This window comes from Saccharomonospora azurea NA-128 (genome assembly GCF_000231055.2).
In the GTDB taxonomy this organism is placed as follows: Bacteria; Actinomycetota; Actinomycetes; order Mycobacteriales; family Pseudonocardiaceae; genus Saccharomonospora; species Saccharomonospora azurea.
On record NZ_CM001466.1, the window covers coordinates 4695720 to 4720565 of the forward strand.

General features: G+C 70.0%; 23 protein-coding genes. 19 read left to right on the top strand and 4 right to left on the bottom strand.

What is annotated here, in order from left to right; all coding sequences use genetic code 11:
* From infB to SACAZDRAFT_RS21630, 4 genes are all read left to right on the top strand, one after another.
* Positions 1–2084: translation initiation factor IF-2 (gene infB / locus SACAZDRAFT_RS21615; protein ID WP_005445242.1), on the top strand; the 2084-nt coding region annotated here is incomplete at its 5' end.
* Between the two features lie 70 nt (positions 2085–2154).
* Positions 2155–2454, top strand: a complete 300-nt coding sequence (locus SACAZDRAFT_RS21620; protein WP_005445244.1) for a DUF503 domain-containing protein — start codon at positions 2155–2157, stop codon at positions 2452–2454.
* Positions 2455–2479: 25 nt separating this feature from the next.
* Entirely contained in the window at positions 2480–2923 is a 444-nt protein-coding gene (gene rbfA, locus SACAZDRAFT_RS21625) for a 30S ribosome-binding factor RbfA (RefSeq protein WP_005445245.1), read from the top strand.
* Between the two features lie 175 nt (positions 2924–3098).
* Entirely contained in the window at positions 3099–4235 is a 1137-nt protein-coding gene (locus SACAZDRAFT_RS21630) for a methyltransferase domain-containing protein (protein WP_005445246.1), read from the top strand.
* A gap of 30 nt (positions 4236–4265) precedes the next feature.
* On the opposite strand, the gene SACAZDRAFT_RS21635 is transcribed toward SACAZDRAFT_RS21630, so the two are convergent.
* A complete protein-coding gene (locus SACAZDRAFT_RS21635; protein ID WP_005445247.1) occupies positions 4266–5297 on the bottom strand; it encodes a TRM11 family SAM-dependent methyltransferase in 1032 nt (343 codons plus the stop codon).
* Positions 5298–5347: 50 nt separating this feature from the next.
* Between SACAZDRAFT_RS21635 and SACAZDRAFT_RS21640 the strand changes: the two genes are divergently transcribed.
* From SACAZDRAFT_RS21640 to SACAZDRAFT_RS21690, 11 genes are all read left to right on the top strand, one after another.
* Positions 5348–6661 (top strand): MATE family efflux transporter, encoded by a 1314-nt coding sequence (locus SACAZDRAFT_RS21640; protein ID WP_005445248.1) that lies wholly within the window; start codon positions 5348–5350, stop codon positions 6659–6661.
* 191 nt (positions 6662–6852) lie between these two features.
* Positions 6853–8193 (top strand): MFS transporter, encoded by a 1341-nt coding sequence (locus tag SACAZDRAFT_RS21645; protein WP_005445249.1) that lies wholly within the window; start codon positions 6853–6855, stop codon positions 8191–8193.
* Positions 8194–8314: 121 nt separating this feature from the next.
* Positions 8315–9157, top strand: coding sequence for a tRNA pseudouridine(55) synthase TruB (truB, locus tag SACAZDRAFT_RS21650; RefSeq protein ID WP_232286443.1), 843 nt, complete (start codon positions 8315–8317; stop codon positions 9155–9157).
* Positions 9158–9254: 97 nt separating this feature from the next.
* Positions 9255–10214 (top strand): bifunctional riboflavin kinase/FAD synthetase, encoded by a 960-nt coding sequence (locus SACAZDRAFT_RS21655; RefSeq protein ID WP_037294510.1) that lies wholly within the window; start codon positions 9255–9257, stop codon positions 10212–10214.
* A gap of 147 nt (positions 10215–10361) precedes the next feature.
* Positions 10362–10841, top strand: a complete 480-nt coding sequence (locus tag SACAZDRAFT_RS21660) for a helix-turn-helix domain-containing protein (RefSeq protein ID WP_005445252.1) — start codon at positions 10362–10364, stop codon at positions 10839–10841.
* 20 nt (positions 10842–10861) lie between these two features.
* Positions 10862–11425 (top strand): RNA 2',3'-cyclic phosphodiesterase, encoded by a 564-nt coding sequence (gene thpR / locus SACAZDRAFT_RS21665; protein WP_040927852.1) that lies wholly within the window; start codon positions 10862–10864, stop codon positions 11423–11425.
* Positions 11426–11544: 119 nt separating this feature from the next.
* Entirely contained in the window at positions 11545–11814 is a 270-nt protein-coding gene (gene rpsO / locus SACAZDRAFT_RS21670) for a 30S ribosomal protein S15 (protein WP_005445254.1), read from the top strand.
* A gap of 224 nt (positions 11815–12038) precedes the next feature.
* Positions 12039–14468, top strand: coding sequence for a polyribonucleotide nucleotidyltransferase (locus SACAZDRAFT_RS21675; protein WP_005445255.1), 2430 nt, complete (start codon positions 12039–12041; stop codon positions 14466–14468).
* A gap of 113 nt (positions 14469–14581) precedes the next feature.
* On the top strand, positions 14582–15937 hold the full coding sequence (locus SACAZDRAFT_RS21680; RefSeq protein WP_005445256.1) for a M16 family metallopeptidase: 1356 nt from the start codon (positions 14582–14584) through the stop codon (positions 15935–15937).
* Entirely contained in the window at positions 15934–16704 is a 771-nt protein-coding gene (dapB, locus tag SACAZDRAFT_RS21685) for a 4-hydroxy-tetrahydrodipicolinate reductase (protein ID WP_005445257.1), read from the top strand. The genes SACAZDRAFT_RS21680 and dapB overlap by 4 nt, the downstream gene beginning before the upstream one ends.
* Positions 16705–16712: 8 nt before the next feature.
* A complete protein-coding gene (locus SACAZDRAFT_RS21690) occupies positions 16713–17174 on the top strand; it encodes a tetratricopeptide repeat protein (protein ID WP_005445258.1) in 462 nt (153 codons plus the stop codon).
* Positions 17175–17178: 4 nt separating this feature from the next.
* Here SACAZDRAFT_RS21690 and SACAZDRAFT_RS21695 read toward each other — a convergent pair whose 3' ends face one another.
* The 3 genes from SACAZDRAFT_RS21695 to SACAZDRAFT_RS21705 all read right to left on the bottom strand — a co-directional run bounded on the left by SACAZDRAFT_RS21695 (position 17179) and on the right by SACAZDRAFT_RS21705 (position 19535).
* Positions 17179–17697 (bottom strand): hypothetical protein, encoded by a 519-nt coding sequence (locus SACAZDRAFT_RS21695; protein ID WP_005445259.1) that lies wholly within the window; start codon positions 17695–17697, stop codon positions 17179–17181.
* Positions 17698–17847: 150 nt separating this feature from the next.
* Entirely contained in the window at positions 17848–19041 is a 1194-nt protein-coding gene (locus SACAZDRAFT_RS21700; protein WP_005445260.1) for a cation:proton antiporter, read from the bottom strand.
* Positions 19042–19052: 11 nt separating this feature from the next.
* Entirely contained in the window at positions 19053–19535 is a 483-nt protein-coding gene (locus SACAZDRAFT_RS21705; RefSeq protein WP_040928067.1) for a cation:proton antiporter regulatory subunit, read from the bottom strand.
* Positions 19536–19869: 334 nt separating this feature from the next.
* Here SACAZDRAFT_RS21705 and mbhE point away from each other — a divergent pair, with 334 nt between their 5' ends.
* From mbhE to SACAZDRAFT_RS21725, 4 genes are read left to right on the top strand one after another with little or no spacing between them, the layout of a single operon-like run.
* On the top strand, positions 19870–22284 hold the full coding sequence (mbhE, locus tag SACAZDRAFT_RS21710) for a hydrogen gas-evolving membrane-bound hydrogenase subunit E (protein WP_040928068.1): 2415 nt from the start codon (positions 19870–19872) through the stop codon (positions 22282–22284).
* Positions 22281–22853 (top strand): MnhB domain-containing protein, encoded by a 573-nt coding sequence (locus tag SACAZDRAFT_RS21715; RefSeq protein WP_040927853.1) that lies wholly within the window; start codon positions 22281–22283, stop codon positions 22851–22853. The genes mbhE and SACAZDRAFT_RS21715 overlap by 4 nt, the downstream gene beginning before the upstream one ends.
* Positions 22850–23317 (top strand): Na(+)/H(+) antiporter subunit C, encoded by a 468-nt coding sequence (locus SACAZDRAFT_RS21720; protein ID WP_005445263.1) that lies wholly within the window; start codon positions 22850–22852, stop codon positions 23315–23317. The genes SACAZDRAFT_RS21715 and SACAZDRAFT_RS21720 overlap by 4 nt, the downstream gene beginning before the upstream one ends.
* Entirely contained in the window at positions 23314–24846 is a 1533-nt protein-coding gene (locus SACAZDRAFT_RS21725; protein WP_005445264.1) for a Na+/H+ antiporter subunit D, read from the top strand. The genes SACAZDRAFT_RS21720 and SACAZDRAFT_RS21725 overlap by 4 nt, the downstream gene beginning before the upstream one ends.

Below are 24846 nucleotides of genomic sequence, written 5' to 3' on the forward strand. Positions count from 1 at the left end.
GTGGTGGCCCCGGTGGCGGTCGCGGTGGCGGCGGTCCTCGCGGTGGCGGCGGCGGTGGCTTCCGTCCCGGTGGCGGCGGCCCCGGTGGCGGTTTCCGTCCCGGTCCCGGTGGGGGCGGCGGTTTCCGCGGCGGTCGCGGCGGTCCCGGTGGCCGTGGCGGCACGGCGGGTGCGTTCGGCCGTCCCGGTGGTCCCTCGCGCAAGGGCCGCAAGTCGAAGCGGCAGAAGCGCCAGGAGTACATGGAGAACATGCAGGCGCCGTCGGTCGGCGGCGTGCGTCTGCCCAAGGGCAACGGCGAGACCATCCGGCTTCCGCGGGGTGCGTCTCTGACCGACTTCGCGGAGAAGATCGACGCGAACCCGGCCTCGTTGGTGCAGGTGCTGTTCCACCTCGGCGAGATGGTCACCGCGACGCAGTCCGTCTCCGAGGACGTGCTCGAGCTGCTCGGCTCGGAGATGAACTACAACGTCCAGGTGGTCAGCCCCGAGGAGGAGGACCGCGAGCTCCTGGAGACCTTCGACATCACCTACGGCGAGGACGCCGGCGGTGAGGAGGACCTCCAGGCCCGTCCGCCGGTGGTGACCGTCATGGGTCACGTCGACCACGGTAAGACCCGACTGCTGGACACCATCCGGCAGGCGAAGGTCGCCGAGGGTGAGGCCGGTGGCATCACCCAGCACATCGGCGCCTACCAGGTCGACACCGAGGTCGACGGCGACCGCAGGGTCATCACCTTCATCGACACCCCGGGTCACGAGGCGTTCACCGCCATGCGTGCCCGTGGTGCGCAGGCCACCGACATCGCCGTGATCGTGGTCGCGGCCGACGACGGTGTCATGCCGCAGACGGTGGAGGCCATCAACCACGCTCAGGCCGCCAAGGCGCCGATCGTGGTCGCGGTCAACAAGATCGACGTCGAGGGCGCGAACCCGGCGAAGGTGCGTCAGCAGCTCACCGAGTACAACCTCGTGGCCGAGGAGTACGGCGGCGAGACGATGTTCGTCGACATCTCCGCCAAGAAGGGCGAGAACATCGACGGTCTGCTCGAAGCGATCGTGCTGACCGCCGACGCGGCGCTGGACCTCCGGGCCAACCCGGACATGGAGGCCCAGGGTGTGGCCATCGAGGCGCACCTCGACCGCGGTCGTGGTCCGGTGGCGACCGTGCTGGTGCAGCGGGGCACGCTGCGCGTGGGTGACTCGGTGGTGGCCGGCGACGCCTACGGTCGTGTGCGGCGCATGGTCGACGAGTACAACCGCGACGTCACCGAGGCGACGCCGTCGAGGCCGGTGCAGGTCATCGGTTTCACGTCGGTGCCTCGGGCGGGTGACACCTTCCTCGTGGTCGAGGAGGACCGCGTCGCCCGGCAGATCGCGGAGCGTCGACAGGCCCGCATCCGGAACGCGGAGAACGCGGCCCGGCGCAAGCGCGTCAGCCTGGAGGACCTGGACTCCGCGTTGAAGGAGACCAACACCCTCAACCTGATCATCAAGGGTGACAACTCGGGTACCGTCGAAGCGCTGGAGGCGTCCCTGCTCCAGATCGACGTCGGTGACGAGGTGGAACTCAACGTGGTCCACCGTGGTGTGGGTGGCGTGACCGAGAGCGACATCGACCTCGCCACGGCCTCCGACGCCATCGTGATCGGCTACAACGTGCGAGCGCAGGGCAAGGCCACCGAGCGGGCCACCCGCGAGGGCGTGGATGTCCGGTACTACACGGTCATCTACCAGGCGATCGAAGAGATCGAGAAGGCCCTCAAGGGCATGCTCAAGCCGATCTACGAGGAGGTGGAGCTCGGCAAGGCCGAGGTCCGCGATGTGTTCAAGTCCTCCAAGGTCGGCACCATCGCCGGTTGCCTCGTGACGACGGGCGAGATCCGCCGCAACGCGAAGGCGCGCCTCCTGCGCGACGACGTGGTGGTCGCCGAGAACCTGCCGGTGAACTCGCTGCGCCGGTTCAAGGACGACGTGGTGGAGGTCCGCGAGGGCTTCGAGTGCGGTCTCACGCTCGGCAAGTTCAGCGACATCAAGGTCGGTGACGTGGTCGAGACGTACGAGCTGCGCGAGAAGCCGCGCGACTGATTCGGGGCTGACGGCCGGGCGGGCGGACATCGACCCGCCCGGCCGTCGGCGTAAGCAGGGGGCGACAACGATGTACGTCGGCACACTGGAACTGGACGTTCTGCTCGGGGACGTGCGGTCGCTGAAGCAGAAGCGGTCCGCGGTGCGGCCGATCGTCGCCGAGCTCCGGCGCCGCTACGAGGTCTCGGTGGCCGAGGTGGGGCATCTCGACCTGCACCGGCGCTCGCTGGTGGGGGTGGCCGTCGTGGCGGCGGACGGTGCTCATGTGCGTGACGTACTGGACTCCTGTGAGCGGCTCGTGGCCGGCCGCCCGGAGATCGAGCTGCTGTCGGCGCACCGGCGGTTGCTGGGTCCCGACGACGAAGCGTGAGAGCGAGAAAAGAAGGGGGTGCGTCATGGCCGATCAGGCCCGCGCACGACGGTTGGCGAAGCGGATCGCTCAGATCGTGGCGTCCGCGTTGGAACACGACATCAAGGATCCGCGACTCGGCAACGTGACCATCACCGACGCCCGGGTCACCGGTGACCTCCGCGACGCGACCGTGTACTACACGGTGCTCGGTGACAGCCTCGACGCGAAGCCGGACTTCGCGGGTGCGGCGGCCGCGCTGGAGTCGGCGCGCGGCGTGCTGCGCACCAAGGTCGGCCAGGGCACGGGTGTGCGGTACACGCCGACGTTGACGTTCGTGGCGGACCAGCTGCCGCAGGACGCGCGACACATCGACGACCTGTTGGCGAAGGCTCGGGAGGCCGATGCCGAGGTGGCTCGCCTCGCCACGGGGGCACAGCCTGCCGGCGAGGCCGATCCCTACCGTCGCAAGGACGACGACGAGGACTGACGACGAGGAGGACTGACGACCACGTCAGTCCGTGGTGGACGTGGTGGCGTTCCTCGTGGAGGGGCGGCGGACACGTCGCGGAGCGTGTTCGACGGGTCACTGATCGAACGTGCGGGTAACACGGGGCCGGGCGAGACTGTTCGCGGTGCGCATCGACCCGACACGGAGACCCCACGTGATCACCACAACCCTCGACAGCGCCGCGCTCCGCTCCCGGCTCGTCGACCGTCTCGTGGTCGACGGCTTCCTGCACGAGCGACGCTGGCGGCACGCGTTCCGCGCCGTTCCGCGCGAAGCGTTGGTCGACGCGTTCACGGTCCGCGACCCACGGACCGGCACTCTCACGCACTACGACGTCGACGTCGACCCGACTCCCGCGCTCGCCGCCCTCTACAGCAACGTCCCGTTGCTCACCCAGCGGGTCGCGGGGGCGAAGGCCACCCCGAACTCGGCCACGCCCGCGCGGTTGGCCCTGATGCTCGAACGCCTCGACGCCCACCCCGGCCACCGGGTGTTGGAGATCGGCACCGGCACCGGCTACCTCACCGCCCTGCTGTGCCACGAACTCGGACATCGCGCCGTCACCGGTGTCGACCGGGATCCGCAGCTGGTGGAACAGGCGCGAGCCCGGCTCGCCGAACTGGGCTACCGGCCCCGCTTGGTGGCCGGGAACGCCGCGCACGGCGCCCCGTCGACCGCCCTCTACGACCGCGTCGTCGCCACCGACGGCCTGCCGTGGGTGCCTCCCGCGTGGCTGCCGCAGGTCCGGCCCGGAGGGGTCATCCTGATCGACGTGGGCTTTCTGATCGTCCGACTGAGCGTCAGCGACGACCGCACGGCGATCGGGCGGTTCACCGACTACGCCGCGTCCATGCACCCGCGCGTCGACGCGGGCCACACCGGACTCTCCGTGCGCGACATTCTCGCGGCAGCCAACCGCCGAGGCCGGACCGACCGCGGCCCGCGGCCGTCCTACCTGGATGAACGCCCGCTGCAGTGCCTGCACGCCATCGTGTTCCCGCACGTGCACAAGGCCATCGTGTACGGCGACGACGACAGCGTTTCCTACGCCTTGACCGACTCGGTGTCGGGAGCGTGGGCGCGAGCCTGGCCGGACGGCGACGGGTACGCCACGGTCGTGCACGGAGGCCCGCGGAACCTGTGGTCGGACCTCACCGGGCTCGCCAGATGGTGGAACGACCGCGGACGCCCGGAACCGACCCGGTTCGGACTCACCGTCGCCGCCGACGGGGCGCACGTGCTGTGGATCGACCGGCCGGACAGGGTGGTGACGCGGCTACCCGTCGAATGAGCGGCCGCCGCCGGTGCCGACTCGCAGGCGCTACTTCCGCGCCACGACGACGTCCCGTTCGATGGACTGATCGACGCGGTGGGCCAGATCGTCGTAACCGGGCCCGGTCACCACGGTCAGTCCGGCGCGCTCGCAGGTGGCGATGAGCTCCGCCCGGTTCAGCACGTGCGTGTTGAACGAGATGCCCATGGCCCCGCCGGTTCGCAGCACCCGGGTCCAGCCGGGGATCGCCGCGGCGAGCAGGTCGCGCGGGCTGCGCGCCAGCGAGTCGTCCTCGGCGCGACTGCCGTGCTGCACGCCGTACGGTGCGTCGGTGACGACGAGGTGCACCGACCCCTCGCGGACGAGTTCGTCGGTGCGCAGGGTGTCGGTGTTGTAGTAGACGAGGCTGCGCGTCCGGCCGGCGCGGTAGTCGTCCTTGTCGGCCGCGTACTCGATCTCCAACCGCTGGCCCAGCCGCGTCTTGTGCCGCCGCAGCACTCCGGACTGCGCCGTGTGCTTGAGCCGCTTGCTGCGCAGCCAGGTCTTGATGAACCGCTCGTAGGCCTCGAAGTCCTTCGCCGACACCTCGACGCCCGTGGCGTCGTGGCCGTACATCATGGCCTGGTTCAGCGTGGTGCCGCGGCCGCACAGCGGGTCGAGGACGTGCAGCGGGGTGTGGTAGCCCTCGTCGGCCCAGCGGGACGCGAGCAGGGTGAGGTTGAAGACGAGCTGGGTGAACTGCTCGTTGGTCTTGCCCGGGTACTTCTGGATCGTGAGCAGGTCGGAGTCGAACCGCGCCGCGGGGGTGAGGTGGAGGGGACGCAGCAGCTCGCCGGTGATCTCGAACAGTGCGTACGTGGACGAGACGTTCGACACCAGCGCGATGTCGTCGTCGGACAGCGGCTCGTCGGTGGTCAGCGTGACGTAGTCGACACCGCCGAACGCGCGGGTGCCGGTGTCGCGCACCTCGGCCGAGAGCACGGAGGCGAACGCCGACAGCTCGGCCGACACGAGCGCCGGCGCGGAGCTGGTGTAGACGCGGTTGGCGGAGGGAAGGATGAGGATCGCGTACTCGGGCATCGGCGAGACAGTTTAGTCCAGGGCCGAGCAGGGCCGATTACGCTGCTGGCGTGACCGACACTCTCTCGCACCGCGTGCCCGCCAGGGACGTGTGGCGGCTCGCCGTTCCCGCGCTCGGAGTGCTCGCCGCGGAACCGCTGTACGTGCTGGTGGACACCGCGGTGGTCGGCCATCTCGGCGCGTTGCCGCTGGCGGGGCTCGCGCTCGGTGGCACGTTGCTGTCGCTGGTGTCCACCCAGCTCACCTTCCTGTCGTACGGCACGACGTCGAGGACGGCCCGCCTGCACGGCGCGGGCCGCCGCGCGGACGCCGTCGGCGAGGGAGTGCAGGCCACGTGGCTCGCGCTCGCGGTCGGTCTCGTGGTGCTGCTGGTCGGGCAGCTGCTCGCCGAACCGGTCGCCCTGGCGATGTCGGGGGACGAGGAGGTCGCCGAGCGGACGGTGTCGTGGTTGCGTATCGCCCTGTGCGGCGCGCCGATGATCCTCGTGACCATGGCAGGCAACGGCTGGATGCGCGGTGTGCAGGACGCCGTGCGGCCACTGCGCTACGTGCTGGCGGGCAACGCGCTGTCGGCTGTGTTGTGTCCCGTGCTGGTGTATCCGGTGGGCTGGGGCCTGGAGGGCTCGGCGGTCGCGAACGTCGTGGCCCAGGCGGTGTCGGCCACGCTGTTCCTGCGGGCGCTGGTCCGCGAGGGCAGTCTCGTGCGCCCGAACCTCGGGGTGATGCGCGCGCAGTTGCGGCTCGGTCGCGACCTGGTGTTGCGCAGCCTCGCGTTCCAGGCCTGTTTCGTGTCCGCCACGGCCGTGGCCGCCCGAACGTCGACCGAGGCCGTCGGAGCGCACCAGGTGGTGTGGCAGCTGTGGACGTTCCTGTCGCTGGTGCTCGACTCCGTGGCCATCGCGGCCCAGTCGCTCGTGGGGGCCGCGCTGGGGGCGCGCGAGTCGCGCCGGGCGCGCGCCATCGCGTCGCAGATCGTCCGCTACGGACTGATCTTCGGCTGTGCGCTGGGGGTGGTGTTCGCGGCGCTGTATCCGGTGTTGCCGCACGCGTTCACGACCGACGCCGGGGTGCTCGGCACGATCCCGCACGCGTGGTGGTTCTTCGTCGCCCTGCAGCCTGTCGCGGGGGTCGTGTTCGCCTTGGACGGTGTCCTGCTCGGTGCGGGCGACGCCGCGTTCCTGCGCAACGCCACCCTGAGCAGCGCGGTGCTCGGCTACCTGCCGCTCATCTGGGTGTCCCTCGCGGTCGGATGGGGCCTCGTCGGCATTTGGACCGGGCTCACGCTCTTCATGGTGCTGCGCCTGGCGTTCGTGCTGGTGCGGTGGCGTTCGGGACGCTGGGCGGTGGAAGGCGTCGCGGCGTGAGGGCGCGACCGGCGGCGACCGGGAGGAACCGGCGTCGCCACGCGGCGTCGGTCCGTGGTCACTGTGTCGAATCACACCGAGATCACGGGTAAGTATCGAGGTTGCTTAGGCGATACAACTAGTGGGACCCACTGTCGCGTAGCCCCGGTCCACGTCCACACGCCATCCGGCCCGCCACTGGAGGAGTCTCCTTGCCGTCCCGACCCGCCACGACCGCACCGACCTCGTCGCTCCGGTCGTGGTTGATCTGGTTGACCGCTGCCATCGTCTACGTCCTCGCCGTCTTCCACCGCACCTCGCTCGGGGTCGCGGGTCTCGACGCCGCCGAACGGTTCGGCGTCGGTTCGACCGCTCTGGCTACGTTCACCTTCCTGCAGATCAGCGTGTACGCGGCCATGCAGGTGCCCACCGGGGTGCTGGTCGATCGGTTCGGTCCACGCCGGATCCTCATCTGGGCGCTGGTCTTCCTCGGGCTCGGGCAGGTGCTGCTCGCCGTGTCCCACACCTACGCCCTCGCGCTCGTGGCGCGCGGCGTGGTCGGGCTCGGTGACGCGCTGACCTTCGTGTCGGTCCTCCGCCTGGCCGCCAACCACTTCCCCGGCAAGCAGTACATGCTCGTCACGGCGCTGACCGGCGCGCTCGGCTTCGTCGGCAACCTGGTCGCGACCCTGCCGCTCACCCTGCTGCTCGCCGGACCCGGGTGGACGCCGACGTTCCTCGTGGCAGGGTTGGCGACGTTCGTGTTCACGGTGGTGGTGACCCTGCGCGTGCGCGACACTCCCACGTCCCGGCACTCCGTCGTCTCGACCGCCTCGGCGTCGGAGGTCGCGCTCCAGTTCCGGGAGGCGCTGCGCACGCCGGGGACCCGGCTGGGTTTCTGGACGCACTTCTCCACCCCGTTCTCGCACAACGTGCTGGTGCTGCTGTGGGGCCTGCCGTTCCTCGTGGACGGGCAGGGCTACTCCGCGACGACGGCGAGTTCCCTGCTCGCCGCGTTCGTGATCGGAGCCCTGGTCAGCAACCCCGTCATCGGCGGTTTCGTCGGGCGCAGGCCGGAATGGCGCATGCCGATCGTCGTCACCCAGCTCGCGCTGACCGGCGTGGTGTGGGCGGCGCTGCTCGTCTGGCCCGGCCAGGTGCCCGTCGCCGTGCTGATCCCCGCGTTCGTCATCCTCTCGCTCGGCAACCCGTGCTCCTTGATCGGCTTCGCGCTCGCCCGCGACTACAACCCGGTGTCGCGTGTCGGGACCGCCACCGGCATCGTCAACGTGGGCGGGTTCGTCGCCACGGCCGTGGCGTCCCTGGCGATCGGCATGCTGCTGGAGGCCAGCGGCGGCAACTACCGGATCGCTCTGCTGACGATGGTGGCCGTGCTCGTCTTCGGCGCTTGGCGGATGCTCGTCTGGTGGCGGAGGGCGCGCGCGGTCGTGTTCGCCGCCGAGGACAGGGGAGAGCCGGTTCCGGTGCGGCTGCGCAGGCACCGCTGGGACTCCGTGCGGGTCCAGGTGGAACGAGCCGCCTCCCCGGTGTGACGAGCGGGAGGCGACCGCTGAGCGGCCGGGCTGCGGGGTGGTCGGCGACGGCGGTTACAGTGCGTGCGTGTCCCCCCAAGCTCCACCCCCCGGTCTGCTGATCGTCGACAAGCCCGCCGGAATGACCTCACACGACGTCGTCGCCAAGGCCCGTCGGTTCCTGCGCACCCGCAAGATCGGGCACGCGGGAACACTCGACCCGATGGCCACGGGAGTGCTCGTCCTGGGCGTGGAGCGGGCCACGAAACTGCTCGGCCAGCTGGCGCTCGACCGCAAGACCTACCTGGCCACGATCTCGCTCGGCGTCGCCACCACCACCGACGACGCCGAGGGCGAGGTCGTGGCCCGCGCCGACGAGTCCGCGCTCGCCGAGGTCGCCGACTCCGCCATCACCGCGGAGATCGCGGCGCTGACGGGGGACATCCTGCAGAAGCCCAGCGCCGTGAGCGCGGTGAAGGTGGACGGCAAGCGCGCCTACGCCCGGGTCCGTGCGGGTGAGGAGGTCGACCTTCCCGCCCGGCCGGTGACGGTGTACCGGTTCGACGTGCTCGCGCAGCGGCGGGAGACCGGCCGCCTCGAACTCGACGTGATGGTGGACTGCTCGTCGGGCACCTACGTGCGGGCGCTGGCGCGGGACCTCGGCGCGGCGCTGGGCGTCGGCGGTCACCTCGCGGCGCTGCGGCGCACGTCCGTGGGCCCGTTCACCCTGGCGAAGGCCCGCTCACTGGAGGACGTCGAGCGCGATCCCGGGTTGTCGTTGACGCTGGACGAGGCCGTGGCCGCCGCGTTCCCCCGCGTGGACGTCGACGCGCCCGTGGCGGCCGCCGTCCGGCACGGGCAGCGAATCCCCGCCGCGGGGCGCGACGGCACGTACGGCGTCTTCGCGCCGGACGGTCGGGTGCTCGCGCTCGCCCAGGACACCGGCCGCACCGCCAAACCCGTCGTCGTCCTCGATCCGGCCTGACTCGTCTCCCACGTCCGGGTCGCTCGACCGTGTCGTGACCGCCGTCGGCCCGGCCCACCGGGAGGGTCGCGGGGCCAGAACGGTTACCCTGCACCACGTGCAGCGATGGCGTGGTGTGGAGGACCTTCCCGGCGACTGGGGCCGGTGCGTGGTCACGATCGGAGTGTTCGACGGTGTCCACAAAGGGCACCAGGCTCTCATCGCGCAGACCGTGGAGACAGCGCGGCAACGCAACCTCCCGAGTGTGGTCCTGACCTTCGACCCGCACCCGACCGAGGTCGTCCGTCCCGGCAGCCATCCCGCCCAGTTGACGACGCTGACGCGCAAGGCCGACCTCATCGAACAGCTCGGTGTCGACGTCTTCGCGGTGCTGCCGTTCACCCCGGAGCTGTCTCGCCTGAGCCCCGACGAGTTCGTGCACCGCGTCCTGGTCGACCGGCTGCACGCCGCCACCGTGATCGTGGGGGAGAACTTCCGCTTCGGCCACAAGGCCGCGGGCACGGTGGACACGTTGAAGATTCTCGGCAAACGGTTCGGGTTCACCGCGCACGAGGCCTCGCTGCAGGGGCGCGCGTCGCCCGAGGACGGCGAACACAGCGAGATCACTTATTCCTCCACCTACGTGCGGTCGTGCATCGACGCCGGTGACGTCGTCGCGGCGGCCGAGGCGCTCGGGCGCCCGCACCGGCTGGAGGGCATCGTGGTCCGCGGTGAGGGTCGGGGACGTGTGCTCGGCTACCCCACGGCGAACCTGTCCCTGCCGCGCTACGCCGCCGTGCCCGCCGACGGCGTCTACGCGTGCTGGTTCCTCCGCCAAGGGCACGAGGAGGAGCGCCTGCCCGCGGCCGTGTCGGTGGGAACGAACCCGACCTTCTCCGGCCGGGAACGCACCGTCGAGGCCTACGTCCTCGACCTCGACACCGACCTGTACGGCCAGCAGGTGGCACTCGACTTCGTGCAGCGTCTGCGCGGACAGATCACGTTCGAGACCCCGGAGCAGCTGGTCCGCGAGATCGACGAGGACGTCGTCCGTACGCGGGACGTGCTCGGCGGTTGAGCCGTCGATCGGTGCCGAACGCGTGCCGACCCGGTGCTAATGCGAATGCCTTGGGGGTTTCGCCCCGGTGGGGTGGCGTGCCTGACAAGATGCTGACTGACCGGCACATCCTCCGGTCGGTGTCGTGGAGGGGAGCAGAACTCAGCCGTGGATGACCACAAGATCGTCCAGCGGAACATCGCGTTGCAGCGCGAGTGGTACGGCGAGCCGCTCGGGGATCGCGTGCGCAGGCTTGTGGTCGCCTTCGACGTCTCGCAGGCGTACCTCGCCGAGGTGCTGGGTATCAGTGCGCCCATGCTCAGTCAGGTCATGAGCGGGCGACGGGCCAAGATCGGCAATCCCGTGGTGCTCGCACGACTCATCATGCTCGAACGGAAGGTCCTCACGCCCGAGGTCGCGGCGGGGAGCAAGGAGGCACTGCGCGCCGCGCTGGAGGACGTCAAGGCGTCGCGGCCCACGGTGAACCGGGACAACTTCCCGGTGGGGGTCGGCCCGGACGACGCGGCGGTGCTCACGGCGTTGCGCGAGGTCGCGGAGGACGAGAGCCTGCTGGAGGCCGCCGACCGCCTCGACGCGGACTTCCCCGCCATCGCCGATCTTCTGCGCAGGGCGGGCAAGACCCAATAGGCGGTAGGGTGGAGACCGCTGTGACGGAGCGGGCTCGGTTGTTCAGCGCGGTGGTGCCTCCCCCGGAGGTGCTCGCCGGCGTCCGGCGCGAGCTGCGCGATGCCGGGCGTTCGGCGCACTCGCCGGGACGGCTGCGGTGGACCACGGCCGAGCAGTGGCACGTCACGTTGGGTTTCTACGGAACGGACGTGCCGGAGACGAGAGCCGAGTGGCTGCGGACCCGGCTGGCCGGTCTCCGGTCACCGGTGGTCCGGATCGAGGGCTCCGGCTCCTTTCCGGGCGTGCTCTGGCTGGGACTGCGGGGCCGGGGCCTGGCCGAGGTGGCGCAGGCGGCCCGGGTCGACGACGAGACGCGCCCCTACGTCGCTCATCTCACTCTCGCGTTGGCGAGGCGCGGTCCGCGGGCCGCGCAACGCCGTACGCAGGCGGCCATCGAACACTGGCGGCGGTCGCTGGCCGAGGTGCGCAGCCCGGAGTGGGACGCGACCGAGGTCGTCCTGATGCGCAGCGACCCCGCGCCCGAGCCCGGCGCCGGGCCGCGCTACAGCGTGGTGCGGCGGTTCCCGCTCGACTCGCCGTGGTGACCGCGTGCGAGCGCGATCCCGGCGGGTGAGCTGATAGTCTCGACAGTTGAGTCCGGCTGCGGTCCGTGGCGGCCGGCGCTCGCGAGAACCGACACGGCACATCTACGAGGAGTGAACGCGTGGCTCTGTCCACCGAGGAGAAGAAGTCGATCCTGGCCGAGTACGGGCTCCACGAGTCCGACACCGGATCGCCCGAGGCGCAGATTGCTCTGCTCACCAAGCGGATCACCGGCCTCACCGAGCACCTGAAGACCCACAAGCAGGACCACCACTCGCGTCGTGGGCTGTTGCTGCTGGTCGGCCGTCGCCGCCGACTGCTCAACTACCTGACGCGGACGGACATCAACCGCTACCGCGCGCTGATCCAGCGACTCGGCCTGCGTCGATGACAGACTCCGAGGGGGCGTGACCCGACCCGGGTCGCGCCCCCTCGGTACAAGAGAGCAACACCCATGGGCGAACGCAGGAGCGCACGAGGACGCCGTAGCCGGTCCTCGGTAGTGGCCGCCGGGAGCCATCCCGCCGGCTTCGATCGATGACCGGCCTCGTACCTCGCGCGTACCCCGATGAGCGGGGAAGCGTCCGCCCGGACGTACGAGGAGTAACAACAGTCATGACCGATGTGAGCGGCACTGCCGCACCCGCCGTCCACGAGACGGAAGCCGTGATCGACAACGGACGGTTCGGCAGCCGTACGGTCCGTTTCGAGACCGGAAGGCTCGCCCGCCAGGCGGCCGGAGCCGTCGTCGCCTACCTGGACGACGAGACGATGCTGCTGTCGGCGACCACCGCGTCCAAGCAGCCGAAGGAGCACTTCGACTTCTTCCCGCTCACGGTGGATGTCGAGGAGCGGATGTACGCGGCGGGGCGCATCCCCGGCGCCTTCTTCCGCCGTGAGGGCCGTCCGTCGACGGACGCCGTCCTGACCTGCCGGTTGATCGACCGGCCGCTGCGGCCGTCGTTCGCCGACGGGCTGCGCAACGAGATCCAGATCGTCGTCACCGTGCAGTCCCTGCACCCCGACGACCCGTACGACGTGCTCGCGATCAACGCCGCGTCGGCCTCTACCCAGATCGGCGGCCTGCCGTTCTCGGGCCCGATCGGCGGGGTGCGCGTCGCGCTGATCGACGACCAGTGGGTCGCGTTCCCGACGTGGTCGCAGCTGGAGCGCGCGACGTTCAACATGGTGGTGGCCGGCCGGATCGTCGGCGACCGTCCCGAGGACGTCGCCATCATGATGGTCGAGGCCGAGGGCACCGAGAACACGCTCGACCTGATCGCGGAGGGCGCCACAGCTCCCACCGAGGAGACGGTCGCGCAGGGTCTCGACGCCGCGAAGCCCTTCATCCGCGTGCTGTGCGAGGCGCAGCAGCGGCTGGCGGACGCCGCCGCGAAGCCGGTGGGCGACTTCCCGGTGTTCCCGCCCTACCAGACCGACGCCTACGACGCGGTGGCCGCCATCGCGACCGACGACCTCGCCAAGGCGCTGACCATCGCGGGCAAGCAGGAGCGCGAGGACGCCATCGACGAGGTCAAGGCTGCCGTGCTGGAGCGCGTCGGCATCAACGAGGGCGAGGCGTTCGAGGGCCGCGACAAGGAGATCGGGGCCGCGTTCCGCTCGCTCACCAAGGATCTGATCCGGCAGCGCATCCTGCGGGACAAGGTGCGCATCGACGGTCGTGGTGTCAGCGACATCCGACAGCTGTCCGCCGAGGTCTCCGTGGTGCCGAGGGCACACGGCTCGGCGCTGTTCGAGCGCGGCGAGACCCAGATCCTCGGTGTCACGACGCTGAACATGCTCCGCATGGAGCAGCAGCTCGACACGCTGTCGCCGGCGACGACGAAGCGCTACCTGCACCACTACAACTTCCCGCCCTTCTCCACCGGTGAGACCGGTCGGGTCGGGACGCCGAAGCGGCGCGAGATCGGGCACGGCATGCTGGCCGAGCGTGCGCTCGTGCCGGTGGTGCCGAAGCGCGAGGAGTTCCCGTACGCCATCCGCCAGGTGTCGGAGGCGCTCGGCTCCAACGGCTCCACCTCCATGGGATCGGTGTGCGCGTCCACGATGAGCCTGCTCAACGCCGGTGTGCCGCTCAAGGCGCCGGTGGCGGGTATCGCGATGGGCCTGGTGTCCGACGAGGTCGAGGGCGAGACCCGGTACGTGGCGCTCACCGACATCCTCGGCGCCGAGGACGCGTTCGGCGACATGGACTTCAAGGTGGCGGGCACCAAGGACGTCATCACCGCGCTCCAGCTCGACACCAAGCTCGACGGCATCCCGTCGGACGTGCTGGCCGCGGCCCTCAACCAGGCGCGCGACGCCCGGTTGACGATCCTGGAGGTCATGGCCGAGGCCATCGACCAGCCGGACGAGATGAGCCCCTACGCGCCGCGGGTGACGAGCGTGAAGGTGCCGGTGGACAAGATCGGCGAGGTCATCGGGCCGAAGGGCAAGATGATCAACTCGATCACCGAGGAGACCGGCGCCGACATCTCGATCGAGGACGATGGCACGATCTACGTGGGCGCCGCCGACGGCCCGTCGGCCGAGGCCGCGATCGACAAGATCAACGCCATCGCCAACCCGCAGCTGCCCAAGGTCGGCGAGCGCTTCCTGGGCACCGTCGTGAAGACGGCGGCGTTCGGCGCGTTCGTGTCGCTGCTGCCCGGCAAGGACGGCCTCGTCCACATCTCCAAGCTCGGGAACGGCAAGCGCATCGACAAGGTCGAGGACGTGGTGAACGTCGGCGACAAGCTGCGCGTGGAGATCGCCGACATCGACAGCCGCGGCAAGATCAGCCTGATCGTCGTGCGCGAAGAAGCCGCCGAAGGCGAGGCCGAGGGCGAAGCGAAGACCGAGGCCGCGCCCGCCGAGGAGTCTTCCGACGAGGGCCAGCAGGCGAAGGCGGACAAGGGTTCGCGTTCCGACCGGCCGAGGCAGCGCACCCGCCGGGGTGGCCGTCACCGTGGCGGCGACAAGGGTGAGCACTCCGAGAAGGCGGAGAAGCAGGCGGGCGAGGGCGGCCCGGCCGACGTCGAGTAAGAACGCGTCGTCACGCCCAGCACGCTGAATCCCACAACGAACGATCTCGAACGGCCCGTCGCCGACCGCACTGGCGGTGACGGGCCGTTCGGCTGAGGTGAGTCGACGAAGTCATGGCGCGACAGATTGCCGGACATCTGCAGAAGATCAACTCCACGCGCACCCTCGACGCGGGCCCGGGCGTCGTCCGGCGCACGGTGCTGCCCGGTGGGCTTCGGGTGGTCACCGAGTCGGTGCCGGGAGTGCGTTCGGCCACGCTCGGTCTGTGGGTCGGTGTCGGGTCCCGCGACGAGCAGCCGAAGGTCGCCGGGGCGGCGCACTACCTCGAACACCTGTTGTTCAAGGGCACCGAGCGGCGTGACGCCACGCGGATCGCGGAGGAGATCGACGCCGTCGGCGGGGAGATGAACGCGTTCACCTCCAAGGAACACACGTGCTTCTACGCCCAGGTGCTCGACGAGGACCTGGAGCTGGCGGTGGACCTCGTCACCGACGTCGTCTTCGCGGCGACGTGCGAGGACCGCGACGTCGACACCGAACGGCGCGTGGTGCTCGAGGAGATCGCCATGCGGGACGACGATCCCGAGGACCTGCTGCACGAGACGTTCGTCGAGACGATCCTGCCGAGGCATCCCCTCGGACGGTCCGTCCTCGGCACCGAGCAGTCGATCACCGATCTGACTCCCGCGGCGCTGCGCTCCTTCTACCGCAGGCGGTACCAGCCACATCGGATGGTGCTGGCCGTGGCGGGCAACGTGGAGCACAAGGACGTGGTGCGACTCGTCCGCTCCGCCCTGGGCGACCGGCTGTCCGCATCGGACAGCCCAACTCCGCCGAGGAGCGGGAAGGCCCGGTTCGGCCGGTCACCCGGCCTCGCGTTGCACACCGACGAGACCGAGCAGGCGCACCTCATGCTGGGTGTGCGGGCTCTCGACAGGCACGACGAGCGCCGCTCCACCCTGTCCGTGCTCAACGCCGCGCTCGGCGGCGGGATGAGCTCGCGGCTCTTCCAGGAGGTCCGGGAACGCCGGGGTCTGGCGTACCAGGTGTACTCGTCGGTCGCGAGCTACGCCGACGCGGGACACCTGGACGTCTACGTCGGATGCCAGCCGGACCGCCTCGGTGAGGTGGCCGGAGTCGTCGGTGAGGTGCTCGCCGAGGTGGCGGAGAACGGACTCACCGACGCGGAGGTGGCCAGGGCCAAGGGGCAGCTGCGGGGCGGCCTGGTCCTCGGCCTCGAGGACACCGCATCCCGGATGGTGCGGCTCGGCAAGAACGAGTTGAACTACGGTCGCTACGAGAGCGTGAGCGACACGGTGGCCCGCATCGACGCCGTCACGGCGGAGGACGTGGCCGACCTCGCCCGAGCACTGTTGCGGCGGCCCCGTGGCCGTGCGGCGGTCGCCGTGGTGGGCCCGTACGCTCACACCGACGAGCTACCCGATGAACTGCACGAGGTGATGGCATGACCGGGGCATCCGCCGTGGGCGACCGGACACCGATCAAGGTCGGTGTCCTGGGTGCGCGGGGGCGTATGGGTACCGAGGTCGTGAAGGCCGTGAACGCCGCACCGGACATGACGGTGGTCGCCACGGTGAACTCCGGCGACGACCGCTCGGCGCTGACCTCGGCCGACGTGGTCGTCGACTTCACACACCCCGACGCCGTGATGGACAACCTGCGGTTCGCCGTGGACAACGGTCTGCACGCGGTGGTCGGCACGAGCGGGTTCACCGACGAGCGCGTCGAGACCCTCACCGGTTGGCTGGCCGAGAAGCCGGAGCTGGGTGTCCTGATCGCCCCCAACTTCGCTCTGGGTGCCGTGCTCGCCATGCGGTTCGCCCAGCAGGCGGCGCGCTACTACGACTCGGTGGAGGTGGTGGAGCTCCACCACAACCGCAAGGCCGACGCTCCCTCGGGCACGGCCGCGCACACCGCGCGGCTGATCTCCGAGGCTCGCGCCGACGCGGGCAGGGGAGCCGGCGAGGATGCGACGACGTCCGCTCTGGACGGTGCGCGGGGAGCCGACGTGGACGGTGTGCGGGTGCACTCGGTGCGGCTGCCCGGACTCGTGGCGCACGAGGAGATCCTTTTCGGTGCGCCGGGCGAGACACTGACGATCCGCCACGACTCGCTCGACCGCACGTCGTTCATGCCGGGTGTCCTCGTCGGAGTGCGCTCGGTGGTGTCGCGTCCCGGGCTGACCGTCGGTCTCGAACACGTTCTCGACCTGTGAGTGCCGCTGTGCGAACTCGTCATCTCGCCGTTGTCGCCACGCTTGCGGTCGCCGTCTACCTGGTGTTGCTCGCGGGCCGGGCCGTGGAGTTGCTGCGCTCCGGAGAGCCCGTGGCCGTCGCGCTGGGCGCCGGTGTGCTCGTGCTGCCGTTGCTCGGGGCCTGGATGCTGGTGGCGACCTGGCGTTCCGGTGTGCAGATCCAACGCCTGGCGCGGAAGTTGGAGGCCGACGGGGGTCTGCCCGACACGTCCGACCTGCCACGGCGGCCGTCCGGGAGGGTGGACACCGCCGCGGCCGACTCCTGGTTCGACGAGCGGCGCGCGGAAGTGGAAGCGCACCCCGACGACTGGCGCGGGTGGTATCGCCTGGCGTACGCCTACGACATCGCGGGTGACCGCAAGCGCGCGCGAACCACCATGCGCAAAGCGGTGGAGCTCGAAGCCGTCGAGGCCGACAACGGCGCTCGGTGACGCGTCAGATCCGGAAGACGTTGGTGAACACCGCCGGGGCCGCCGCCAGGGTGCTGAAGCGCACGAAGCGACCCGAAAAGCCGATCACCACGAACAACGTGAGCCGCATGCGCACGATGCCGGCGAGCACGGCCGTGGCCATGTACGGGGGGATGCCGACCACCGAGCTGACACCGTAGGTGACGGTCATCCAGTGCGGGTGACGGTGGCAACGTTCCCGGATCGCCTCGAGCAGCATGCGTAGGCGTTTGGTGTGCCGCCGTACCCGGTCCCTGGCCGCGGACGGCGGCGTGGGGCGTCGCGGACGGCTGAGCATCGACGGCAGCTCGATCGTGCCTCGGGCGGCCAGGTAGTAGAGCAGCTTGCCCGCCACTTGACCCAGCGCCGTGGCGGCGCCGATGGCGATCCACGGCAGAGTCGGTTCGGCCGAGACGAGACCGAGGACGAACAGCTCGACGCTCATGACCGGCAGAACGGACGCGCCGAAGGCGAGTCCGAGCGAAACGCACAGCCAGGCGAGCACCGGGGGGACCTTTCGACGGCGGCGGGCAAAGATCGGCGACGCGGACGACACGGACGCCGCCCACCGTAGCGAGATCACCACGGCTGGGAGCCGGATTCGGAGGAATCGATCGGCCCGATCACGGGAACGGCGCAGTGCGGCCGGGCGCCGTCAGGGCGTTCGGGCGGGCACGCTGGGGGCGGAGCTGCGGCCACCGAGTAGTCGCGTCACCGGCTCGACCACTCGCGCCGCGATCGGCCCGACGATCGCCATGATCAGCACGTACGTCGCCGCGAGCGCCGCGAGCTCGCCCTCCACGGCACCGGCCGACACGGCGAACCCGGCGATCACGATGGAGAACTCGCCGCGCGCGACCAGGGCCGCGCCCGCTCTGGCCCGGCCCATGCGGCCGATTCCGGACCGGCGGGCTGCCCACCAGCCGGTGACGACCTTCGTGGCCGTGGTGACCACGGCGAGCACGACCGCCCACAGCAACACCGGCGGGATGCTGTTCGGGTCGGTGTTGAGGCCGAACACGACGAAGAACACCGCGGCGAACAGGTCACGCAGCGGTTCGAGCAGCTTGGTGGCGTTCTCGGCCGTCGACCCCGAGATCGCGATGCCGAGCAGGAACGCGCCGACCGCGGCCGAGACCTGCATGGCCGAGGCCAGTCCGGCCACGAGGAGCGCCGAGCCCAGGACCTTCAGCAGGAAGACCTCGCGATCGGGGCTGTCGACGACCGCCGACACGAACCGGCCGTACTTCAGCGCCACGAGCATGACCAGGCTGACGACGGCGAGGGAGATGCCGACGGCCTTCAGCCCGCCCAGAAGGCTGACCCCGGCGAGGACGGCGGTGAGGATGGGCAGGTACACCGCCATCACGAGGTCCTCGAAGACGAGGATCGAGAGGACCACGGGGGTCTCCCGGTTGCCCAGCCTGCCGAGGTCGCCGAGCACCTTCGCGATGATGCCCGACGACGAGATGTAGGTGATGCCGCCGAGGGCGAGCGCGCCCAGCGGCCCCCACCCGAGAATCAGCGCGACCGCCACGCCGGGTGCGGCGTTGAGCACCACGTCCATCAGGCCCGCCATCCACGAACGGCGCAACCCGGTGAAGAGCTCGTCGGCGGTGTACTCCAATCCGAGCGTGAGCAGCAGGAGCACGACGCCGATCTCGCTGGCGAGCGAGGTGAAGCCGCTGATGTCGCCGAAGGAGAAGACGCCGCCGTGGCCGAAGGCGAGACCTCCCAGCAGGTACAGCGGGATCGGTGACATGCCGATCTTGCCCGCGAGCCGGCCCAGCACCCCCAACCCGAAGAACACAGCGCCGAGTTCGAGCAGGGACAGTGCTGTGTGATCCACGCGTGTGTGCCTCAGCCTTGCTTGAGAATCCTGGCGGCCTCCTCGAGGCCGTCGGCCGTGCCGACGACGACGAGCACGTCACCACCGGTGAACAGGAAGTCGGGGGTGGGCGAGGGATGGACCTGGCCCGCGCGCATGACGGCGACGACGGAGACACCCGTGCGGTGGCGGAGGTCGATGTCGCCCAGCGTGTGGCCGTCGTAGGGGGACCCGCTCTTGAGCGGCAGCGTCTTCGTGCTGATGCCGGGGAGTTCGCGATGCTCCTCGTTCAGCTGCGCCACCAGTTGGGGCGCTCCGAGCAGGTTCGCCAGGGTGCCGGCCTCCTCCACGGTGAGGGGCAGGGAGGCGAGGCACGCGTCCGGGTCCTCCGCCTTGGACACGATGAGTTCGATCGTGCCGTCGCGGTGTGTGACGACACCCACGCGCCGTCCGTTGTCCAGAGCGAAGTCCTTACGCACGCCGATTCCCGGCAGAGGGGTCACGTCGACGTTCACGGCGACCACGGTAACGCACGAGGGTGACCGGGTTCACGGTGGCTGCGGTGTGATCGGAAAGGGGTCGCGATCGAATCGTGCCGGCGAGCAGCGGCGTGCGCAGGGGTTCGGTGGCGGCGAGGCGACCGCGCCGCAATTCATTGACTTTACTACGACTTCACCGGGTCAAAACTGAGAAGATCATCACGGTACATCGGATGATCGGGCACTGCGATCGAGAAAGCTCGTTCTGTAGGATGGAACCACGGGGTTGATCGATGATCGCACGCTGACGCGGTGGCTGTCCCCTTCGAGCCCGATGACGATGTTCGGACCCGAGACGGCGGTGGAATTTATGCTCGTGGCGATTCTCGCCCATTTCGCCGTCGCGGCGATGCTGCCCACGATCGCGCGCAGGTGGGGGAGGGTCGCCTTCGTCATCGGAGGCGTGCTGTCAGCGGCTACGCTCGCCACTCTACTACTCTTTTTCGCCCAGGGGGCGTTCGGCGACCCGGCGGACGCGGTGGAGCAGACGGTCGAGTGGGCACCCGCCATCGGTTTGGAGATCACTCTTCGGATCGATGCACTTTCGGTGCTCATGTCGCTGCTCGTGTCGGGAATCGGCGCCCTGGTTCTGTTCTACTACGCGTGCTATGCGAAACGAGGCGACAAGAATGTCGCGCGCAATTCTTCGTTACTCGTGACGTTCGCGGGAGCGATGCTCGGCCTCGTTCTCGTCGACGACATCTTCTCCCTGTATCTGTTCTGGGAACTGACGACCGTCTGCTCGTTCCTGCTCGTCGGCGGCGACGGGACGACGAGGCGGTCCCGCCGTTCCGCCACCCAGGCGCTGCTGGTCACGGCCGCCGGTGGGCTGTCGATGCTGCTGGGGCTGATCCTGCTCGCGGTGGCGTCGGGCACCGGCCGGGTGTCGGAGATCGTCGCCGACCCGCCGCCCGGGAGTCTGCTGGTCAGCGTCGCGGTGATCCTGGTGCTGGCCGGCGCTTTCACGAAGTCGGCCCAGTTCCCGTTCCACTTCTGGCTCCCGGCCGCGATGGTCGCGCCGACCCCGGTGAGTGCCTACCTGCACGCCGCCGCGATGGTGAAGGCGGGTGTCTACCTCGTCGCCCGCTTCGCGCCCGGCTTCCACCAGCTTCCCGCGTGGTGGATCCCGGTGGTGGTCCTGGGGCTGTGGACCATGATCCTGGGCGCGGTGCGCGCGCTCCGGCAGAACGACCTCAAGACGTTGCTCGCGTTCGGGACGGTCAGCCAACTGGGCTTTTTGATGGTTCTGGTCGGTTCGGGCGGTTTTGTTTCCGCACTGGCCGGCGCGACGCTCATTCTGGCCCACGGTCTCTTCAAGTCGACGCTCTTTCTGGTCACCGGTGTCATCGACAAGCAGGTCGGCACCCGCGACGTACGGCATTTGTCCGGTCTCGGACGCCGTTGGCCGTTTCTCGCCGGGGTGGCCACGCTCGCGCTGGCGTCGATGGCCGGTGTGCCTCCGCTGCTCGGATTCGTCGGGAAGGAAGCGGCTCTCGAGGCGTTCCTGCACGGCGGTCCGTTCGGCCCGACAGCGGGCCGGATCGTGCTGGTGGGTCTCGCGCTCGGCTCCGCGCTCACCGTCGCCTACAGCCTGCGGTTCCTCGTCGGTGCCTTCGGCACCCGACCCGGTGTCGGCCCGCTTCGCGTCGACGCGCCCAGTGCCCTGTTCGTGGCGCCCGTCGTCATCCCCGCCGTGGCGAGTCTCGTGCTCGGGCTGGTCCCCGCGTGGGTCGAGCTTTTCGCCGGGAAGTACGCGGAGGCGTACCCCTCGGAAGGAGTGCGCTACCACCTCGCGTTGTGGCACGGCGTCAACGTGCCTCTCCTGCTGTCGGTGCTGATCCTCGCGGCCGGATACCTCGTGTACCGGGCGACGTGGATCGTGCGCCGCTTCGCCGGGCGGCTGCCCAGGGCGATGCAGGCCGAGCCGTCCTACCTGGCCATCGTGGGGGCGCTGGACCGGCTCGCCCGCTGGTTGACCGGTCGGTTGCAGGTCGGTTCCCTGCCCGTCTACCTGGGCGTCATCGTCGTCACGGTGTCGGTGGTGCCCACACTGGGACTGCTCGGCGGACTCGGTGGGCCCACGGAACTGCGGTTCGCCGACTCCTGGGTGCAACCCGTCCTGGTGGTGGTGCTGCTGGTCGCGGCGGGCGCCGTCGTGCTCGCTCGCCGTCGCCTGACCGCTGTCCTGCTGACCGGGCTGGTCGGCTACAGCATCGGTGCCCTGTTCGTCGTCGAAGGCGGCGTGGATCTCGCGCTCGCGCAGTTCCTCGTCGAGTCGCTGACGCTCGTGGTGTTCGTGTTCGTCCTCCGCCGGTTCCCGTCGTCGTTCGGCAAGGACCGGCCACGGCCCGGCCGGGTGCGCTGGGTCAAAGGCGCCGTCGCGGCTCTGGGCGGGACCGTCGTCGCGGTACTCGCCGTGCTGGTGTCGGGTTCTCGCAGCGGCCTGCCGCAGACCAGTCACGAGTACATCGCCCGTGCGGAGCCCGAGGCCGGCGCCACCAACGTCGTGAACTCGATCATCGTCGACTTCCGGGCCTTCGACACGCTCGGCGAGGTCACGGTGCTCGCGGTGGCCGCCATCGGCGCGGCCAGCCTCATCCTCGCGGCGCACCGGCAACCTCGCCGGCAGCTCGACGGCCTCGACGGTCTGGACGGTCTGGACGAGCTCGAGGACGACCTGCCGAACCGGGTCGAGACCGGAGAACACGAAGGGACGAGGTCGTGACCGCCTCCCGAACCGATGCCGCCCAGCGCTGGTGGGACACCTGTGACCGACCACGCGAGCACTGGCTGATGCGGGAGAGCGAACAGACCCGCTGGCCGCGTTCGTTGCTGCTCGAGGTGTGCCTGCGCATCGTCTTCCCCACGGTGCTGCTCATGGCGACCTACCTGCTGTTCGCCGGGCACTCCGAGGCGGGCGGCGGGTTCAGCGCGGGACTCGTCGCGGGGCTCGCGTTCGTCCTGCGCTACGTCGCCGGCGGGTCGGTGACGGGACTGCGCCGTTCGTGGGTACAGCCACCCGTCGTGATCGGGGCCGGACTGGTCGTCGTGGTCGCGAGCGCGATCGTCCCGGTGTTGTTCGGGATGCCGGTGCTGTCCAGCGCCGTGTGGGCCGTCGACGTTCCCGTGCTGGGCACGGTGAAGATCGCGTCGAGCCTGGTGTTCGACACCGGAGTCTTCCTCCTCATCGTCGGGGTGGTGCTGAACCTGCTCCGCACCCTCGGCGAGGGCATTCAAATGGGCGAACTGGAGAGCGAACTGAACGATCACCACCCGGGGGACACGAGCACGTGACGATCAATCTGACGATGGCGGTCGCGATCGCCGGGCTCTACACCGTGGGGTTCTACCTCCTGATGCAGCGATCGCTGATGCGCGTGATCATCGGTATCGCGATCCTCGGGCACGGTGCGAACCTCTTCCTCCAGGTGGCCGGTGGTCCGCCCGGCGCACCGAGTTTCGTCGGTGAGGCCGCCGCCTCCCTCATGGTGGACCCGTTGCCGCAGGCGCTCGCCCTGACGGCGATCGTCATCACGTTCGCGCTCACCACGTTCCTCCTGGCGCTCGCGTTCCGCTCGTGGGTGCTGCTCGGCCACGACGAGGTCCAGGACGACGTCGAGGACCGCCGGGTCGCGGTCCGGGAGGCGCGTGCCGTGGAGGAGACCGCGTCGCCGGACGTCGCCGAGTCCGAGACCCCGGACGAGGCGGAGGAAGCCTCCGAGGACGCTCCCGAGGCGCCGAGGGAGGTCCGCCGATGACCGAGTTGCTCGCTTTGACCGTTCTGCTGCCGCTGCTCGGTGCGGCACTGTCGCTGATCCTCGGACGCAGGCCCGACCTGCAGCGCGTCATCGGCCTGAGCGTGCTCAGCACCGTGGTCGTCATCGCGTCGGTGCTCGTCTACCACACCGACACCGAGGGGCCGGTGGTGTTGCAGCTCGGCGGTTACGCCGCACCGTTCGGCATCACGTTGGTGGCCGACCGGCTGGCCGCGTTGTTGCTGCTGGTGTCGGCGGTGGTGACGCTGGCGGTACTCGTGTTCTCCATCGGGCAGCGCGTCACCGACTACGGCCGGGAGATCGCGTCGACGACCTTCCAACCGGCGTACCTGGTGTTGTGTGCGGGCGTGTCACTGGCCTACATCACCGGCGACCTGTTCAACCTGTTCGTCGCGTTCGAGATCATGCTCTCGGCCTCGTACGTCCTGATCACCCGCCGCACCAGCGCCCGCCGCGTCCGGGCCGGGATGACGTACGTGATCGTGAGTCTCACGTCGTCGCTGCTGTTCATCACGCTCATCGCACTGGTGTACGCGGCGACGGGCACGATCAACCTCGCCGACCTCTCCGTGGCGTTCCGCGGCCTCGCGCCCGGGGTGCAGACGAGTATCGCGCTGCTCGCGACCGTGGTCTTCGGTATCAAGGCCGCACTGGTGCCGTTGCACTTCTGGCTGCCCGACAGCTATCCGACCGCGCCCGCGCCCATCACGGCGGTGTTCGCCGGACTGCTCACCAAGGTCGGCGTCTACGCACTGATCCGCACCCACACGCTGGTCTTCCAGAACGACACCGTGTGGAACGTGCTCCTCGTGGTGTCGATGCTGACCATGATCGTCGGTGTCCTCGGCGCGATCGCCCAGGAGGACATCAACCGACTGCTGTCGTTCCTGCTGGTGAGCCACATCGGGTTCATGCTGTTCGGGCTCGGGATGGCGACGGTGGTCGGCGTGACCGGGGCGATCCTCTACGTCGTCCACCACATCATCGTGCAGGCGGCGTTGTTCCTGGTCAGTGGTCTGGTCACCCGGCGAACGGGCACCGTGTCGCTGCGGGAGATGTCCGGCGTCGCCAAGAGCGCACCGCTGATCGCGGCCCTGTTCGCGGTCCCCGCGCTGAACCTCGCCGGCATCCCGCCGTTCTCCGGGTTCATCGCCAAGATCACCCTGTTCGAGGCGGGTGCCGAGAGCGGGACCGCGCTCGTCTACACGGCCACCGCCGCGGCGGTGCTCACGAGTTTCCTCACCCTGTACGCGATGACCCGAGTCTGGGTCAGTGCGTTCTGGGGCGCCGAGCGGGAGCCGTTCCCCGACGCGGACCCGACCGACGAGGTCACCGTGGGGACGGGCCTGATGAACCGGCCGATGGTGTTCGCCACGAGTGTGCTCGTGGTGGCGGGCGTGGCCATCGCGCTCGCCGCGGGACCGTTGTCGGCGATGAGCGAGCGCGCGGCGGAGGATCTGATGGGCGGCGACCAGTACCGCACCGTGGTGCTCACGGAAGGGAAGGGCTGA